Annotated in this window: 16 protein-coding genes; 10 read left to right on the top strand and 6 right to left on the bottom strand. The window is 74.1% G+C overall.

Annotation, left to right across the window (positions count from 1 at the left end; all coding sequences use genetic code 11):
- Nucleotides 1-36: 36 nt before the first annotated feature.
- Complete coding sequence (locus QK442_RS27045) at nucleotides 37-1,902, bottom strand: phosphatidylglycerol lysyltransferase domain-containing protein (protein ID WP_282696688.1); 1,866 nt, start codon at nucleotides 1,900-1,902, stop codon at nucleotides 37-39.
- A gap of 161 nt (nucleotides 1,903-2,063) precedes the next feature.
- Here QK442_RS27045 and QK442_RS27040 point away from each other — a divergent pair, with 161 nt between their 5' ends.
- Nucleotides 2,064-3,188, top strand: coding sequence for an alpha/beta hydrolase-fold protein (locus QK442_RS27040; RefSeq protein ID WP_282696687.1), 1,125 nt, complete (start codon nucleotides 2,064-2,066; stop codon nucleotides 3,186-3,188).
- 4 nt (nucleotides 3,189-3,192) lie between these two features.
- On the opposite strand, the gene QK442_RS27035 is transcribed toward QK442_RS27040, so the two are convergent.
- Nucleotides 3,193-4,221 (bottom strand): ATP-binding cassette domain-containing protein, encoded by a 1,029-nt coding sequence (locus tag QK442_RS27035; RefSeq protein WP_282696686.1) that lies wholly within the window; start codon nucleotides 4,219-4,221, stop codon nucleotides 3,193-3,195.
- 173 nt (nucleotides 4,222-4,394) lie between these two features.
- On the opposite strand from QK442_RS27035, the gene QK442_RS27030 reads away from it, so the two are divergent.
- The 5 genes from QK442_RS27030 (at nucleotide 4,395) to QK442_RS27010 (ending at nucleotide 8,628) form a co-directional block, all read left to right on the top strand.
- A complete protein-coding gene (locus tag QK442_RS27030) occupies nucleotides 4,395-5,081 on the top strand; it encodes an ABC transporter permease (RefSeq protein ID WP_282696685.1) in 687 nt (228 codons plus the stop codon).
- 1 nt (nucleotide 5,082) lies between these two features.
- Nucleotides 5,083-5,751 carry an ABC transporter permease gene (locus tag QK442_RS27025; protein ID WP_282696684.1) on the top strand — a complete coding sequence of 223 codons (669 nt, stop codon included), beginning with the start codon at nucleotides 5,083-5,085 and terminating at the stop codon, nucleotides 5,749-5,751.
- Nucleotides 5,752-5,852: 101 nt separating this feature from the next.
- Entirely contained in the window at nucleotides 5,853-6,827 is a 975-nt protein-coding gene (locus QK442_RS27020; RefSeq protein WP_282696683.1) for an ABC transporter substrate-binding protein, read from the top strand.
- 131 nt (nucleotides 6,828-6,958) lie between these two features.
- On the top strand, nucleotides 6,959-8,131 hold the full coding sequence (locus tag QK442_RS27015) for a hypothetical protein (protein WP_282696682.1): 1,173 nt from the start codon (nucleotides 6,959-6,961) through the stop codon (nucleotides 8,129-8,131).
- Between the two features lie 11 nt (nucleotides 8,132-8,142).
- Nucleotides 8,143-8,628 (top strand): GNAT family N-acetyltransferase, encoded by a 486-nt coding sequence (locus tag QK442_RS27010; RefSeq protein WP_282696681.1) that lies wholly within the window; start codon nucleotides 8,143-8,145, stop codon nucleotides 8,626-8,628.
- Between the two features lie 19 nt (nucleotides 8,629-8,647).
- On the opposite strand, the gene QK442_RS27005 is transcribed toward QK442_RS27010, so the two are convergent.
- Complete coding sequence (locus QK442_RS27005) at nucleotides 8,648-9,790, bottom strand: NADH-quinone oxidoreductase subunit D (RefSeq protein ID WP_282696680.1); 1,143 nt, start codon at nucleotides 9,788-9,790, stop codon at nucleotides 8,648-8,650.
- A gap of 91 nt (nucleotides 9,791-9,881) precedes the next feature.
- Nucleotides 9,882-10,880: an SAM-dependent methyltransferase gene (locus QK442_RS27000; RefSeq protein ID WP_282696734.1), complete on the bottom strand. Its 999-nt coding sequence runs from the start codon at nucleotides 10,878-10,880 to the stop codon at nucleotides 9,882-9,884.
- A gap of 108 nt (nucleotides 10,881-10,988) precedes the next feature.
- Between QK442_RS27000 and QK442_RS26995 the strand changes: the two genes are divergently transcribed.
- From QK442_RS26995 to QK442_RS26985, 3 genes are read left to right on the top strand one after another with little or no spacing between them, the layout of a single operon-like run.
- Nucleotides 10,989-12,191, top strand: a complete 1,203-nt coding sequence (locus QK442_RS26995; protein ID WP_282696679.1) for a sensor histidine kinase — start codon at nucleotides 10,989-10,991, stop codon at nucleotides 12,189-12,191.
- A 31-nt stretch (nucleotides 12,192-12,222) separates the two neighbouring features.
- A complete protein-coding gene (locus QK442_RS26990; protein WP_282696678.1) occupies nucleotides 12,223-12,891 on the top strand; it encodes a response regulator transcription factor in 669 nt (222 codons plus the stop codon).
- Between the two features lies 1 nt (nucleotide 12,892).
- Nucleotides 12,893-13,501: an AAA family ATPase gene (locus QK442_RS26985; RefSeq protein ID WP_282696677.1), complete on the top strand. Its 609-nt coding sequence runs from the start codon at nucleotides 12,893-12,895 to the stop codon at nucleotides 13,499-13,501.
- Between the two features lie 20 nt (nucleotides 13,502-13,521).
- Here QK442_RS26985 and QK442_RS26980 read toward each other — a convergent pair whose 3' ends face one another.
- Nucleotides 13,522-14,607 carry a DUF5937 family protein gene (locus QK442_RS26980; protein ID WP_282696676.1) on the bottom strand — a complete coding sequence of 362 codons (1,086 nt, stop codon included), beginning with the start codon at nucleotides 14,605-14,607 and terminating at the stop codon, nucleotides 13,522-13,524.
- A gap of 98 nt (nucleotides 14,608-14,705) precedes the next feature.
- On the opposite strand from QK442_RS26980, the gene QK442_RS26975 reads away from it, so the two are divergent.
- Entirely contained in the window at nucleotides 14,706-14,945 is a 240-nt protein-coding gene (locus tag QK442_RS26975) for a hypothetical protein (RefSeq protein ID WP_282696675.1), read from the top strand.
- Here QK442_RS26975 and QK442_RS26970 read toward each other — a convergent pair.
- Nucleotides 14,893-16,065 (bottom strand): beta-eliminating lyase-related protein, encoded by a 1,173-nt coding sequence (locus QK442_RS26970; RefSeq protein ID WP_282696674.1) that lies wholly within the window; start codon nucleotides 16,063-16,065, stop codon nucleotides 14,893-14,895. The genes QK442_RS26975 and QK442_RS26970 overlap by 53 nt on opposite strands.
- Nucleotides 16,066-16,185: the final 120 nt, after the last annotated feature.

Raw genomic sequence — 16,185 nt, 5'->3', positions numbered from 1 at the left:
GCGGTTTCAGGCCGCTCCCGGCTGCTCTCGGCCGGTTCACGCCGCTTCGGCCGTACGGATCTCGTGCTCCCGGCCGGTGCGCTGGGGGATGACGTGGGCGCAGGGGCGGGGTGTGCGGGCGGGGCGGCGGGCGAAGGGGCGGGGCAGGGAGAGGGTGAGGAAGCCTTCGGCCTGCATGGCGGCGAGGCCGATGCGGGGCAGGTCGCGGCCGGCGCGGTAGACGACGAAGCGGGGTTCCCAGCGTGGCTGGAACTTGGCGTTGAACTTGTAGAGGGACTCGATCTGGAACCAGCGGGAGAGGAAGAGGAGGAGTCCGCGCCAGAGGCGGAGGACGGGGCCCGCGCCGATGCGTTCGCCGCGGGCGAGGGTGGAGCGGAACATGGCGAAGTTGAGGGAGACGCGGCGGATGCCGAGGGTGGGGGAGGCCTGGAGGGCGGCGACGATGAGGAGTTCGTTCATGCCGGGGTCGGCGGTGCGGTCGCGGCGCATGAGTTCCAGGGACATGCCGTCGGTGCCCCAGGGCACGAAGTGGATCATGGCTTTGAGGTCGCCGTAGGGGCTGTCCTCCGTGCTGGTGCCGTTTTCGGGGTCGGCGAGGTGGGCGGTCGCTATGACGGCGTCGCCGTCGCCGGGGGCGCCGATGCGGCCGAGGGCCATGGAGAAGCCGCGCTCGGTGTCGGTGCCGCGCCAGTCGGCGGCGGCCCTGCGGACGAGGTCGAGTTCGGCGGGGTCGAGGTCGCGGACCCGGCGCACGCGCGTGGTGTAGCCGTTGCGCTCGATCCGCTTGACCATCTGGCGGACGTTGCGCATGGCGCGGCCGGAGAGGGAGAAGGCGTCGACGTCGATGACGGCCTCGTCGCCGAGTTCGAGGGCGTCGAGTCCGGTCTCGCGGGTCCAGACCTGGCCGCCGGTCTCGGAGCAGCCCATGACGGCGGGGGTCCAGGAGTGGGCGCGGGCCTCGTCCATGAAGCGTTCGATGGCGCCGGGCCAGGCCTCGACGTCGCCGATGGGGTCGCCGCTGGCGAGCATGACGCCGGAGACGACGCGGTAGCAGACGGCGGCCTTGCCGCTGGGGGAGAAGACGACGCCCTTGTCGTGGCGGAGCGCGAAGTGGCCGAGGGAGTCGCGGCTGCCGTGCCGGTCGAGGAGGGCGCGGAGCCGGGTCTCGTCCTCGTCGGTGAGGCGGGCGGCGGGGTGTTCGGGGCGGAGGGCGAGGTAGAGGGTGGTGAGGGCGGTGAGCATGCCGAGGGCGCCGAGGGAGTAGCCGACGGTCCAGTCGACGCCGTGGGTGTAGGCGACGGGGCCTTCGACGCCGAAGAGTCCGAGGAGGACGTGTTCGAGGCGGTCGGTGAGGCTGGGGTCGCCGACGACGCGGCGGGGGTGGGCGCTGACGACGACGAGGCCGAGGGCGAGGGAGCCGGCGCCCATGACGACGAAGTTGGCGAGGGCGCGCCAGCGGCTGCGGGGGTCGGGGAGGGCGGCGAACTGGTCGCGGTGGCGCAGCAGCAGGGCGAGCAGGCCGAGCGAGAGCAGGGAGCCGAGGATCGAGTGGCGCCAGACGAACTGGGCGACGGCGCCGAGCGGGAGGAGGAGGACGACGGCCCGCCAGGCGCGGCGCTTGTGGCGCTTGAGGCCGTGGGCGAGGAGGAGCAGGAGGACGCCCGCGCTGAGCGAGACGGCGGCGGAGAGGGGGCCGAGGGTGCCGGGGAGGACTTCGGCGAGGGCGTGGATGCGGCTGGTGCGGAACCGGGGGAAGACCCCGGCGGCGATGTCGACGAGTCCGATGAGGGTGCAGGCCGTACCGATGAGGGAGGGGACCTTCTCGGGCGGGGGGCCGCTCAGAATTCGTCGGACCCGACCCGGAACCGATGATGTTTTGTCCCCATCTACCGTGACAGACATCGCTTCCCGCGCTTCCCGTGCTTCCGTGGTCTTTTTCGGCCCTGTTCGGGGCGTTCCTTAGGACGTGGCTGCGCGGGGGCGGGTTCATTCAGGCACAGGAAATTCTCAGGAAGTCGTCGGGGCGTCCGGGGATGTCCCAGGAAGGAAGGTTCGGCCGTCTCATGGGTCTCACCAGTAGAACGGTCCTCGTCACGGCGGTGGCGGTGGCCGTCGTGCTGTTCTCGGTCACGGTGCTGCTGTGGCCCCGGCTGGCCCGGCGGGGCTGGCGGGCGGTGCTCGGCAGGGTCGGGCTGCTGTTCGCGACGCAGCTGGCGCTGTTCGCGGCGGTGGGGCTCGCGGCGAACCGTTCCTTCCTCTTCTACGGTTCGTGGGCGGACCTGTTCGGCCAGGAGCAGGAGATGGGCGTGGTCGTCGACCATCCCGCCGCGGCGGGCGGGCGCCCGAAGGACGTACGGGTGGTGGGGACGCGCACCCTGGACGTGCCGGGCGGGGGGCGGCCGTCGGTGGGCGGGCAGATCCAGGAGGTGGTGATCCGCGGCGAGCGGTCGGGGATCACCTCGCCGGCCTTCGTCTACCTGCCGCCGGAGTACTTCCAGGAGCGGTACGCGGAGCGGTCGTTCCCGGCGTCGGTGGTGCTGACGGGGTACCCGGGCACCGCGGAGAACCTGATCAAGGGGCTGAAGTACCCGAGGACGGCGTACCTCCAGGCGAAGGAGGGGCGGATGCAGCCGATGGTCCTGGTGATGCTGCGGCCGACGGTGGCGCCGCCGCGGGACACCGAGTGCGTGGACGTGCCGGGCGGTCCGCAGACGGAGACCTTCTTCGCCGAGGACCTGCCGCGGGCGGTCTCGGAGACGTACCGGGTGGGGACGAAGCCCCGGAACTGGGGGTTCATGGGGAACTCGACGGGCGGGTACTGCGCGCTGAAGATCGCGCTGCACCACCCGGACCGGTTCGTGGCGGGGGCGGGTCTCTCCGCGTACTACAAGGCGGCTGAGGACGTGACGACGGGCGACCTCTTCCACGGCGACCAGGGGCTTCGGCAGCGGGCGAACCTGTTGTGGAGCCTGGACCACCGGCCGCAGCCGGCGTCCTCGTTCCTGGTGACGACGTCGAAGACGGGCGAGGGGAACCTGAAGGCGACGCGGGAGTTCATCGGCAAGGTGAAGAGTCCGGCCCGGGTCTCCTCGATCACGCTGGAGAGCGGCGGGCACAACTTCACCACCTGGAAGCGGGAGATCCCGCCCGGCCTGGTGTGGATGAGCGGGAAGCTCCGGGCGGACTGATCCTTCAGGGGGTCCGGGAGGCGCGGCGCAGGGCCCGGTGGACGCCGGCGGGGGTGAGGACGCCGGCCGGGCGTCCGTCCGCGCCGGTGACGGTGAGCCGGCCGGAGTCGTCCTGGAGGAGCAGCGCGAGCGCGTCCTTGAGGGTGCCTCCGAGGGGTACGGAGGGGGGTACGGGGACGGGGGCGCCGTCCGTGCGGGGGGCGGGGGCGGCGTCGGTACGCGCGCGCGTGGCGGGGGTTCCGGCGTGGTCGTCCGGCAGGGGGTCCAGGTCCTCGGCGGTGACGGGGGTGACGGCGAGCCGGGTGAGGGCGCGGTCGCCGCCGACGAAGTCGGCGACGTACGGGGTGGCGGGGGAGGCGAGGACGGTGGCCGGGGTGTCGAACTGCTCGATGCGGCCCTGTCCGTAGACGGCCATGCGGTCGCCGAGGCGGACGGCCTCCCCGATGTCGTGGGTGACGAGGAGGACGGTCTTGCGGACGGTGGCCTGGAGGGCGAGGAACTCGTTCTGGAGCCGTTCGCGGACGACCGGGTCGACGGCGCCGAAGGGCTCGTCCATGAGGAGGACCGGCGGGTCGGCGGCGAGGGCGCGGGCCACGCCGACGCGCTGGCGCTGTCCGCCGGAGAGCTGGGCGGGGTAGCGGGGGCCGTGGACGGCGGGGTCGAGGCCGACGAGTTCGAGGAGTTCAGCCGCACGCGCGCGTGCGGCGGCCTTCTTCCAGCCGAGCAGGGCGGGGACGGTCGCGGTGTTGTCGAGGACCGTGCGGTGGGGGAAGAGCCCGACCTGCTGGATGACGTATCCGATCTTGCGGCGCAGGGCGACCGGATCGGTCCCGGCGACGTCGCGGCCGTCGACGAGGACCCGCCCGGAGGTCGGTTCGACCAGCCGGTTCACCATCATCATCGTGGTCGTCTTGCCGCATCCGGAGGGGCCGACGAGCGTGACGAGCTCGCCCTCGGCCACCTCGAAGGAGAGGCCGTCGACCGCGGTGGTGCCGTCCGGATAGCGTTTGGTCACCTGTTCGAACCGGATCATGGGGCCATTCTGTCCCCCGCCTCTGTCACTCCGTCACCCGGTGGGTGTGAAGACGGTGTTGCGGAGGCGTGGCGAACCGGCGGTGCGGGACCGGGGGCCGCCCCGTTGTCGGTGGCGGGGGTTAGGGTCGTCAGACGTACGTTCTAGCGGCGGCGGCCTGGGGGGAGGTCCGGATGAACCCGTCGAACTGTCTGGTCGCCAACGACTGGATCTGCGGTGAGTATCTGCGCACCCGCCGCGAGGAGCTGACCGACGCCCTGGTCCAGCACGTCGGCATCACCGCCGCCTCCGTGGCGATCGCGCTGCTCGTCGCCGTGCCGCTGGCCCTCCTCGTGCGGGCCCGGCCGCGCCTGGCCGCCCCGGTCCTCGGGCTGACGACCCTGCTCTACACGGTGCCGTCGCTCGCCATGTTCTCGCTGCTGCTGCCCGTCTTCGGGCTCTCCTCGGCGCTCGTCGTCACCGGCCTGGTGCTGTACGCGCTGACGATCCTGGTGCGCAACACGCTGGCCGGTCTCGAAGCCGTCCCCGCCGAGACCCGGGAGGCCGCCCGCGGCCTCGGCCTCGGCCCCTGGCGGCTGCTCTGGCAGGTCGAACTCCCTCTCGCGCTCCCGGTCCTGATGGCCGGCGTCCGGATGGCCACCGTCTCCACGGTCGCGCTCACCACCGTCGGCTCGGTCGTCGGCCGCGGCGGCCTCGGCAACCTCATCGAGGACGCCCTGCCCACCTTCTTCAAGGCGCAGGTGCTCGCCGCCTCGGTGCTGTGCGTGCTGCTCGCCGTCACCGCCGACCTGTTGCTCCTGGGCGTCCAGCGGCTGCTCACGCCCTGGACCCGGGCCACGCGCGCACCGGGGGGTGAGTGAGGTGGGGGTCGTGACGGACGCGTGGACCTGGCTCACCACCGGTGCGCACTGGACCGGCGAGGAGGGCGTCGGCGCCCGCCTCGCCGAGCACGTGTACGTGAGCGGCCTCGCGCTGCTGATCGCCGGCGCGGTCGCGCTGCCGCTCGGGCTCTGGCTCGGCCACCTCGGGCGCGGCGGTGCCCTCGCGGTCAACGTGTCGAACGTGGGGCGGGCCGTCCCGGTCTTCGCCGTCCTCGCCCTCTTCATGGTCTCCCCGCTGCGGAACGCGGGCCAGGTGCCGACCGTGGCCGCGCTCGTCCTCTTCGCGATACCGCCGCTGCTGACCAACGCGTACGTGGGCGTGCGCGAGGTGGACCGGGCCGCCGTCCGGGCCGCCCGGGGGATGGGCATGACGGGCGGTCAGGTCTTCCGCCGGGTCGAACTGCCGCTGGCGGCCCCGGTGGTGATGACCGGGGTCCGCTCCGCCGCCGTGCAGGTCGTCGCCACCGCGACGATCGCCGCCATGGCAGGGCAGGGCGGTCTCGGTCGGATCATCACGGCCGGCTTCGCGCTCTACGACACCGCCCAGGTGGTCGCGGGCGCCGTGCTGGTGGCGCTCCTCGCCCTCGTGGTGGAGGGCCTTCTCGTCGGCCTGGACCGCCTGATGGTCCCCCGGCCGCCCCGGACCTGACAGGGATCCGGAGCCGACGTGGACACCGGGCAGCGGCATCTGACGTGGATAACAGACATCGGACATCGGACATCGGATACCGAAGGCGAAGGACTGATCTCGTGAACAGGATCTCGCGCGCCACGGGCGCGCTGCTCGGCACCGTAGCGCTGGCCGTCTCGCTCGCCGCGTGCGGCGGCGACAGCCTGGAGCAGGGCAAGGAGAAGGCGTCCGGCGGCTCCGGCGGCGGCAAGGGCTCCCTGGTGGTGGGCGCGGCGGCCTTCACCGAGTCGAAGGTGCTCGCCGAGCTGTACGCGCAGCTGCTGCGCGACGCGGGCTACACGGCCTCGGTCACCACGGTGAAGAACCGCGAGCTGTACGAGCCCGCCCTGGAGAAGGGCGAGATCGACGTCGTACCGGAATACGCGGCGACGCTCGCGGAATTCCTCAACGCGAAGGTGAACGGGCCGAAGGCGCCCGAAGAGAAGCCGGTCGCCTCGGGTGACGTGAAGGCCACCGTGGACGCGCTCCGCGCGCTCGCGGAACCGCGTGGACTGAAGGTCCTGGAAGTCGGGGAGGCGGTCGACCGGAACGCCTTCGCGGTGTCGAAGGAATTCGCCGAGAAGAACGGCCTGAAGACCCTTTCCGATCTCGGCGCGGCGAAGCTGAAGGTGAAGATCGCGGCGGGCGACGAATGCGCGGTCCGCCCCTTCTGCGCCCCCGGCCTGAAGAAGACCTACGGGATCGACGTGACGGGCGTCGACCCCAAGGGCGTCGGCACCCCGCAGGCCAAGCAGGCCGTCAAGGACGGCGTCGACCAGCTGGTCCTGACCACCACCACGGACGCAACGGTCGAGAGCTTCGGCCTGGTCTTCCTGGAGGACGACAAGCACCTCCAGAACGCCGACAACGTGCTTCCGGTGGTGAACGCGAAGGAGGCCGGGACGCCCGAGGTCGCCGCCGCCCTGGACAAGATCACCAAGGTGCTGACCACGCGGGATCTCGCCGAACTCAACCGCAAGGTCGACGCCGAGCGGGCGAAGCCCGAGGATGTCGCCGCCGCGTATCTGAAGGAGAAGGGGCTGGTCGGCAAGTAGGCGCCGGAGTAGGGGAAGTCGGCCCGAAGCGGAAGCGGAACGCGGTCTCTCCGATTTCGTTGCCGAGAAGTGGCCAAGAGATTGCCGGGCCGACCCCCCACACCGTGCCTACGCACGGTAAATTTCAGGCCATGCCACGTGGACGTCACCGCCATTCCCCGCCTCTGCACAAGCTGCTGCCGCCCTCCGCGGTCGCCGGCACCGCGGTCGTCTGCGCCGCGGCCGCCTGGATCCCCGGGGAACTCGTGGTCGTGCGGCTGCTGGCCGCCGCGGCGGCGGCCGCCGCCGTCACCGGTGCCGTCCTCATGCGCGGCTGGGACCGCGGCGCCGGCCGCCAGGTCGCCGAGCTGACCCGGGCCCGCGCCGCCGACCAGTGGAAGGCCGAGGAGCGCCTCGCCGAACTGGAGGCGGACCTGGAGGAGTCCCGCGCCCTGCGCATCCGCCTGGACGCCAAGCTCCGCGCCAAGCGCGTCGAACTGGCCGGACTGCGCGGCGAGCACGCCGACCTGCTGCGCCGCTACGCGACCGCCGAGACCGAGCGCGCCAGCGCCCTGGAGACCGGCCGCGTCCTCGCCCGGGCGAGCGCCGAGGCCCCCAAGGAGCTGCCCGCCGCCGGTTCCGCGCCCACCCCGGAGGCGTACCGCCGCGCCGCCGAGGCCCTGCGCGACCTGCCCCGCAACGCCGCCGCCCAGCAGGCCCGGCGCACCGCGGAGGCGGCCCGCGCCCGCGACCTCGCCGAGCGCGCCGCCGAGACGGAGGAGCTGCGCGGCCGGCACGCCGCCGAGCAGCACGCCCGCCCGGCGGCTCTGGGCCCGGCCGCGGCCCCCGCCGCACTGCCCCCGGCGGCGAGCCCGGCGGCCCCGACCGCCCCGGCGACCCCGGCGGCCCCGACCGCCCCGGCGGCCCCGACCGCCCCGGCGGTTTCGTCGGTTTCGGCGCAGGCCCTGACCCCGGTGGTCCCGGCGGCCAGCGCGATCGTCCCGTACGCGGCCCGTCGGCCCGTCCCGCGCACCGAGGGCGGCTTCGACTTCTTCGGCACGCAGAAGGCGGCGGCCATCGAGGCCGCCCTCGACACCGACCTCGCCGACGTGGTGGGCGAGGAGGTCCTGGAGGAGGCCCGCGCGGCAGCCGCCAGGAACGCCCTCCCGGCCTCCGCCCCCGCTCCGGCCCCGGCCGGTGACGACGAGCCCGCCGTGGCCCGCCCGGCGGCCGCCGGCGCGATCGGTCAGGTCATCGACCTGACCGCGCACGACGAGACCGAGCAGCTCGACGTCGCCGAACTGCGCGGCGCCGTCAACCAGTGACCCGTCACCCCGTGACCCACCGCCTCGGCCTCCTCCTCCCGGAGGAGGCACGGGCCCGCCGCGACGAGCTGATCGCCCTGTGCGCCCAGGCCTTCGCCGGCGCTCCCTGGCACGAGCCGCCGCTCGGCGCCGTACGGACCGTGGACCGGCTCCTCCAGGCCGCCGGGCGGCACCCGGACTTCCACGCCGTCGCCGCCCTCGACGCCGACGGCGCCCTCCTCGGCCTCGCCGCAGGCTGGACCGACACGGCCCTCTCCGGCGGCGCGCCCGCCTTCGAACTCGCCGAACTCGTCGTCGCCCCCGCCCACCAGGGCCGCGGCCTCGGCCGCTCCCTCCATGACGCCCTCCTGGTCGCCGCCGGGGCCGGGCCCGCGCTTCTGATGACCCTCGACGTCCCGGAGCTGACGGACCGGTACGCGCGCTGGGGATGGACGGTCACCGACCGCCGCCGCCCCGACGGCGAGGACCGCGACTACGTCGTGATGCGCAACCCCTGAAAGAAGGCGGGCGCGGCCGTCACTTGTCGATGTCGCCGACGACGAAGAAGAACGACCCCAGGATCGCGACCATGTCCGCGACCAGCGTCCCCGGCAGCAGCTCCACCAGCGCCTGGATGTTGTTGTACGAGGCCGAGCGCAGCTTCAGCCGGTACGGCGTCTTCTCGCCCTTCGACACCAGGTAGTAGCCGTTCAGGCCGAGCGGGTTCTCGGTCCAGGCGTACGTGTGCCCCTCCGGCGCCTTCAGCACCTTCGGCAGCCGCTGGTTGACCGGGCCCTGCGGCAGCTCGGCCAGCCGGTCCAGGCAGGCGTCCGCCAGCGCCAGGGAGTTGTGCGTCTGCTCCAAGAGGCACTCGAAGCGGGCCAGGCAGTCGCCGTCCTCCCGGACCACGACCTTCAGCACGTCCGCCAGCTCCCCGTACGCCAGGTAGGGCTCGTCGCGCCGCAGGTCGAAGTCGACGCCGGAGGCGCGGGCGATCGGCCCCGACACCCCGAAGGCGTGCACGGTCTCCCGGCTCAGGACACCGATCCCGCGCGTGCGGCCCCGGAAGATCTCGTTGCCGAGGACCAGCCGGTCGTACACGTCCATCCGCGAGCGGACGTCCGCGACCGCCTGCCGGGCCCGGCCCTGCCAGCCCGCCGGCAGGTCCTCCTTGAGGCCGCCGACCCGGTTGAACATGTAGTGCATCCGGCCGCCGGAGACCTCCTCCATCACCGTCTGGAGCTCCTCGCGCTCCCGGAAGGCGTGGAAGACGGGCGTGATCCCGCCCAGCTCCAGCGGGTACGACCCCAGGAACATCAGGTGGTTGAGGACCCGGTTCAGCTCCGCGAGCAGGGTCCGCAGCCACACGGCCCGCTCCGGCACCTCCATGCCGAGCATCCGCTCGACGGCCATCACCACGCCGAGCTCGTTGGAGAACGCCGACAGCCAGTCGTGGCGGTTGGCCAGCATGACGATCTGCCGGTAGTCGCGCGCCTCGAAGAGCTTCTCGGCGCCCCGGTGCATATAGCCCACGACCGGCTCGGCGTGCCGGATCACCTCGCCGTCGAGGACGAGCCGCAGCCGGAGCACGCCGTGCGTGGAGGGATGCTGCGGGCCGATGTTCAGCACCATGTCGGTGCTCTCCGCCGCGCCGCCGATGCCGACCGTGGTCTCCGTCATGCCGGACAGTATCCCCCGCGAGGCGCCCCACCGACGGGCCAGGTCCCCGCCTGTGGACAACCCGCCGTGGACCTGTGGACGGCCCCGCCCGTCACACCCGCTGGCTCAGCCACAGGAAGTCGCCGAGCCCGCCGCGCGCGGTCAGCTCGGCCGCCTCCCCGGCGGCGGCCAGCGCCCGCACGTACGCCGCGGGATCGGTCGAGGCGAGCGCGAGCGGCGGCCGGCCGCCGGAGACCCCCAGCCGGCGCAGGGCCTCCCGCTGGGTCGTCAGCTCGGCCGGCACGCGCGCGTGGACCGCCGCCGCGCAGGCGTCCAGGGCCACGTGCGAGGTGAGGTCGCCGTTCCCGTCCGGGACCGGGGCGACCTCGCGGCCCGCCCGGAAGCCGGTCAGCGTGCCGAAGGGCGGCCGGGAGCCCCGTACGTGCCCGTAGTCCACGGCCACCGCCAGACCCGCCGCGAGCGAGCCGACCGCCGCCGCCCACGCCTCGTCCCGGGGCCTGCCGATCTCGGCCCGCTCGCCGGGCCCTGACAGCGGCCACCAGCGGGCCAGCCACTCCGCGTCCGCGCCCCCGACCGGGGCGCCGAGCCGCTCCGTACCGTCGGCGCGGACCTCCACGTACCGGACGGTGCCGTCCTCGTCGGCCTCGGCGACGTCCACCGGCACGTTGTCGAGCCACTCGTTCGCGAACAGCAGCCCGCGCACCCCCTCGGGCGGCCGGCCGGTCCACTCCACCCGGGGGTCGAGCCCGTCCGGCCGGGCGGCCCGCTCCACGGCGTACGCCCGCACCCGCAGCCCCGCGGGGACCGCCGCCAGCACCCCGGCCGGCAGCTCGCCCCGGCCCGCGCCCACGTCCACCAGGGCGACCTCGTCCGTGTCCAGCTCCTCCGCCGTCGCCGCGAGCAGCCGCGCCACCGCCGCCGCGAAGAGCGGCGAGGCGTGCACCGAGGTGCGGAAGTGGCCCGCCGGGCCCTCCGGGCGCAGGAAGAAGCCGCCGGGCCCGTACAGCGCCCGCTCGGTCGCCTCCCGCCAGCCCAGCCAGCCCCGCCACCCCCGGCCGTCCCCCGGCGGCCGACCCGTCCCGTCCGTCACGTCATCCGTCACGTGCCCCAGTCTCCACCCCGGGGTGTACGGGTCCCGCCGCAAGGATCGACCACACGGTTGATCCCCCAGCCGTACCCGTTCCCTACTCTGGGTTACGTGCAGCGCCTCTACGACTTCCTCCGCAGCCACCCGACGGGCGTCGACGTCTTCTGGGCCGTCGTCCTCCTCGGGCTCTCCGCGCTGTGGATGCAGTCGGTGTACCCGCCCCTCGGCAACGTGGTCGCCTACGCGGCGGTCGCCGCGCTGTTCTCCCTGGTCGTCGCCCTGCGGCGGCGGGCGCCCGAACGGATGCTGGTCCTGGCCGTCGTCCTCGGCGTCGCCCAGCTGGCCCTCGACGTCATGCCGTTCATGGCGGACTTCGCCATGCTCGTCGTCATCTTCACCGTCGCCGCCCACGACGGCCCCCGCTGGGCCTCCCGGCTCGCCCTCGTCGGCGGCCTGTGCGCGGCCCCGCTCTCCCAGCTGAGATGGCCCCTGGAGGGGAACGTCTCGGTCCCCGCCCAGGTCTTCTTCACGGTGATCATGGCGGTGCCGTTCGCCCTCGCCTGGGTCCTCGGCGACTCGCTGCGCACCCGCCGCGCCTACTTCGCGCAGCTGGAGGAGAAGGCCGCCCGCCTGGAGCAGGAGCGGGAGGCGCAGGCCAAGGTGGCGGTGGCCGCCGAGCGGGCCCGGATCGCCCGCGAGCTGCACGACGTCGTCGCGCACAACGTGTCGGTGATGGTGGTGCAGGCCGACGGCGCCGCCTACGTCATGGACTCCTCCCCGGAGACCGCCAAGCAGGCCCTGGAGACCATCTCCACCACCGGCCGGCAGGCGCTCGCCGAGATGCGCCGGCTGCTCGGCATCCTGCGCACCGGCGAGCACCAGGAGGCGGGGGAGTACGTGCCCCAGCCCGACGTGGAGCAGATCGAGGAGCTGGTCGAGCAGGTCAGGGGCGCCGGCCTGACCGTCGACCTCACCGTCGAGGGCACCCCGCGCGAGCTGCCCACCGGCGTCGGCCTGACCGCCTACCGGATCGTGCAGGAAGCCCTCACCAACACCCGCAAGCACGGCGGCCCCGACGTCGGCGCCACCGTCCGGCTCGTCTACTTCGACGACGGCCTCGGCCTGCTCGTCGAGGACGACGGCCGGGGCGCGCCCCAGGAGATGTACGAGGACGGCGGCGCCGACGGCCGCGGCCACGGCCTGATCGGCATGCGGGAGCGGGTCGGCATGGTGGGCGGCACCCTGGACGCGGGCCCCCGACCGGGCGGCGGTTTCCGGATCAGCGCCCTGCTGCCGCTCAAACCCGCACACTGAGAGCTTCCGTCCCCCTCACCGAAGGAACCGCATGTCCATCCGCGTGATGCTCGTCGACGACCAGGTACTCCTCCGTACCGGTTTCCGCATGGTGCTCGCCGCCCAGCCGGACATGGAGGTCGTGGCGGAGGCGGGAGACGGGGCGGAGGCTTTGGAGGTGCTGCGGACCACCCAGGTCGACGTGGTCCTCATGGACGTCCGGATGCCGCGCCTCGACGGCGTGGAGGCGACCCGCAGGATCTGCGCCGAGCCCGACGCCCCGAAGGTGCTCATCCTGACCACCTTCGACCTCGACGAGTACGCCTTCTCCGGGCTCAAGGCGGGCGCGAGCGGCTTCATGCTGAAGGACGTGCCGCCGGGCGAGCTGCTGGGCGCGATCCGCTCGGTGCACAGCGGCGACGCCGTGGTCGCCCCCTCGACCACCCGCCGGCTCCTCGACCGCTTCTCCCCGATGCTCCCGTCCTCCGGACGGGAGCCCGAACACCGCGAGATCGAGAAGCTGACCGACCGCGAGCGGGAGGTCATGCTCCTCGTCGCCCAGGGCCTCTCCAACGGCGAGATCGCCGCCCGCCTCGTCCTCTCGGAGGCCACGGTCAAGACCCACGTGGGCCGCATCCTCACCAAGCTGGGCCTCCGCGACCGCGTCCAGGTCGTCGTCCTCGCCTACGAGACGGGCCTGGTCCGCGCGGGCGGCCGCTGAGGTGCTGGTCTGGCTGAACGGCCCCTTCGGCGGCGGCAAGACCCAGACCGCGTACGAGCTGCGCCGCAGGCTGCCGGGCAGCGTCGTCTGCGACCCGGAGCACATCGGCTTCGGGCTGCACCGCGCCCTCCCGGCGGGGCTGCGCGGCGACTTCCAGGACCTGCCGGCCTGGCGGCAGGGCGTGTACGAGGTCCTTGACCTGGCGCTGCGGCGGCACGACGGACCGGTCCTCGTGCCGATGACGGTCGTGGACCCCCGCTGCTTCGCGGAGACCGTCGGACGGCTGCGGGAGGCGCACGGCGAGGAACGCGTGCGGCACGTCTCGCTGCTCGCCGAGCGGGAGACGGTGCTGCGACGGCTCGCGGAGCGGGGCCTCGGGCGCGGCCTCAAACGGGAGAGCTTCGCCGTGGCCCGCCTCGACGGCTGCCTGGCCGCCCTCGCCGCCCCGGAGTTCGCCCACCACCTCCGTACCGACGACCTCACCGTCCCGCAGGTCGCCGACCGGGTCGCGGACCTCGCCGGCCTGCGGATCGCGCCGGACACCGACGGCCCGCTGCGGCACCGGCTGCGCCGGATCCGGGTGGGGCTCGCCCACATCCGCTTCGACTGACACGGTCCGACTGACACGGTCTAACGGAGCACCGACTCCAGGAAGTCGCTGCCCAGGCGGGCGACGACGGAGAAGTCCAGCTGGTGGAGGACGTAGCGGCCCCGGCGGCGGGTGGTGAGGAGGCCGGCCTTGCGGAGGACGGCGAGGTGGCGGGAGACCTCGGGGGCGGTGATGCCGTACGCGTCGGCCAGCTCGCTCGTCGAGTACGGGCCGCGCGCCAGGCTGCGGCACATGCGCATCCGGACCGGGTGGGCGAGTGCGTCGAGCCGGCGCTCCACGGTCTCGACGGACTCGGTGCCGCCGACCTCGCGGCTCGCCGCCGGGTACATGATCACCGGCTGCCAGCCGGGCGCGTACAGGGCGATGAGGTGGGGCCGGCCGAAGGCACTCGGCAGCAGGGTCAGGGCCCGGCCGCTCGTGCGGGCCTCCAGCAGCTTGTCGACCACGATCCGGGTGCCGTCTCCGTCCTCCTCCAGGCGCAGCGCCCCCGAGGCGTCCGCGAGGGCGGCGGCCAGACCCTTGCGGCGCATCAGCTCCGTCTTGTGGCGGGCGTCGGCGGCGAGCTGGAACCGGACCCGGCGCCAGGTCTCGGCGAAGAACGCCTCGTCGCAGTCCTCCAGGAGCCGCCGGATCCACGCGCGCGTGGCGGTCGGCGCGGCGAGCATCCGCTCCACGAACGCGGCCTGGCGCGGACCGCGCGCGGCGGCCAGATCGAGGGCGCGCCGCCGGGCTCCCTCGTCGACCAGCGGGGACGGGACGCCGCCCCGGGCATAGAGGGCGCTGCACGAGATCTCCAGGGCGGTGTCGACGAACTTCTCGTCGTCCATGCGGTCGAGGTCGTCCAGCTCCTCTGCCAGGGTCTCGCGGGGCCGCGCGGGCAGCAGGAAGTCGGAGCGCGCCGACCGCCACATGAAGTCGGCCTCGAGGAGCCGGTCGGCGAGGCCGGGGTCGAGCGCGGCGGCGGTCGCCGCCGCCCACGCGTGGTGCCCGGGATGGTGGCCCGGCTCGGCCAGGACGTGCACGGCGTTGCCGAGCTCGGCCAGCGGCGAGGGGCTGAAGACGATCCGCTCGGCCGGCACTCCGGTGATGTCGATGGTCACGCTCACGCCCCCATGGTGCGGGACGCCCCGGGGAGGCCGTCGCCCGATTGACGAGGCCCGTCAATCGGGGCGCGGACGGGCCGGTACGCGCCCAGGGTGGGTGCATGGACGCCTTGCAGCAGCACCTCTTCGACAGCTACCGGGCGGCGCGGCGCGGCGAGCCCGCGCCGCCCGCCCCCGGCACCCACGACGCGGCCGTGCTGCGGGGACTCCGCGACCGCCGCCGCTTCGAGCGGGTGGTGGCCGGCCGCCCCGCGACCGGCCGCCTGGGCACGGCCCTGGGCCGTCGGCTCAGGACCCTGGGTTCCCGACGAGCGTCAGGAAGTCGCGTACGGCCGTCCTGACCTCCTCGGCCGTCCACTCCAGGCCCGCCGCCGCCACCGTCACCTCGGTGACGGCGACCCCCGGCGGGCCGCCCGCACCCGGGGCGAACCAGCGGCGGAAGAGGCAGACCCCGGTCCGCTCGGTCTGGGCGACGGCGGCGGCCGTGAGGACGTCCGGCTCGTACGGGAGCCACACCTGGAACTGGTGGGTGTGCGGCACCTCCGGGTGTACCCGGAACCAGCCGGGCCCGTCCTTCCCGGCGAGCGCCTCCCGCAGGGCGTCGGCCACCACGCGCGCGTGGGCCACGTACGACGGCAGCCGGGGCAGCTCGGTGTCCAGGCCGCGCAGGGCGGCGAGCGCGGCCGGGTACTGCTGGAAGAGCAGGCCCCCGTACCGGTGGAGCCAGACCCTGGCCTCCTCCACCAGGTCCTCGGGCCCGGCGAGCGCGGCGCCGGAGATCCCGTCGAGGGACTTGTAGAACGAGACGTACACGCTGTCCGCGAGCCCGGCGATCTCCGCGAGCGGACGGCCGAAACGCGTCGGGGACTCCCACAGCCGGGCGCCGTCGAAGTGGACCACCGCGTCCCGCTTCTGGGCCGCGTCGACGGTCGCGGTCAGCTCCTCCCAGGTCGGCAGCACGAAGCCCGCGTCCCGCAGCGGCAGCTCCAGCATGAGCGTCCCGAAGGGCTCCGGGTGGTCCCGTACCTCCTCGGCCGTCGGCAGCCGGGGCGCGTCCGTCGGGTGGACCGTCCGCAGCCCCGACACGGCCCCCAGGGCGCCGCCCTCGTGGACCTCGGGGTGGGCGAGCGGATGGAGGGCGACGACCGGGCTGCCGGTGCGCCCGGCCCAGCAGCGCAGCGCCACCTGCTGGGCCATGGTGCCGGTGGGGAAGAAGACGGCGGCGGGCATGCCCAGCTCCGCGGCGACCCGCTCCTCCAGGGCCTCCACGAGGCCGGTGCCGTACGTGTCGAGGGCCGCGTCCGCGAGCCCGGCCGTCTCCGCCCAGTCGGCGAGCGCGCGCAGGCGGCCGCCCACCGTGCCCTCCGCGGAGGGGCGCCACAGCGAGCGGGCGGCCCCGCCCCACACACGGCTCCGGTGCTGCCGGGCCGCCTCCTCCGCCGACGGTTCATCCACATCCATGGACAGATCATCACACCGCCGCCCGCTGCCTGTGGACAGCCAGGGGGAGGGGCGAAACGCTGGCGTAGCATGACCAGAAATCGTCCGGTACCCGCCGAGGACTGGAACGGGAAGGCCGTA

Source organism: Streptomyces sp. CC208A (genome assembly GCF_030010625.1).
Taxonomy (GTDB): domain Bacteria; phylum Actinomycetota; class Actinomycetes; order Streptomycetales; family Streptomycetaceae; genus Streptomyces.
Note: the sequence above shows the minus strand (reverse complement) of the source record. Positions and strands in the feature narration are given on the sequence as shown.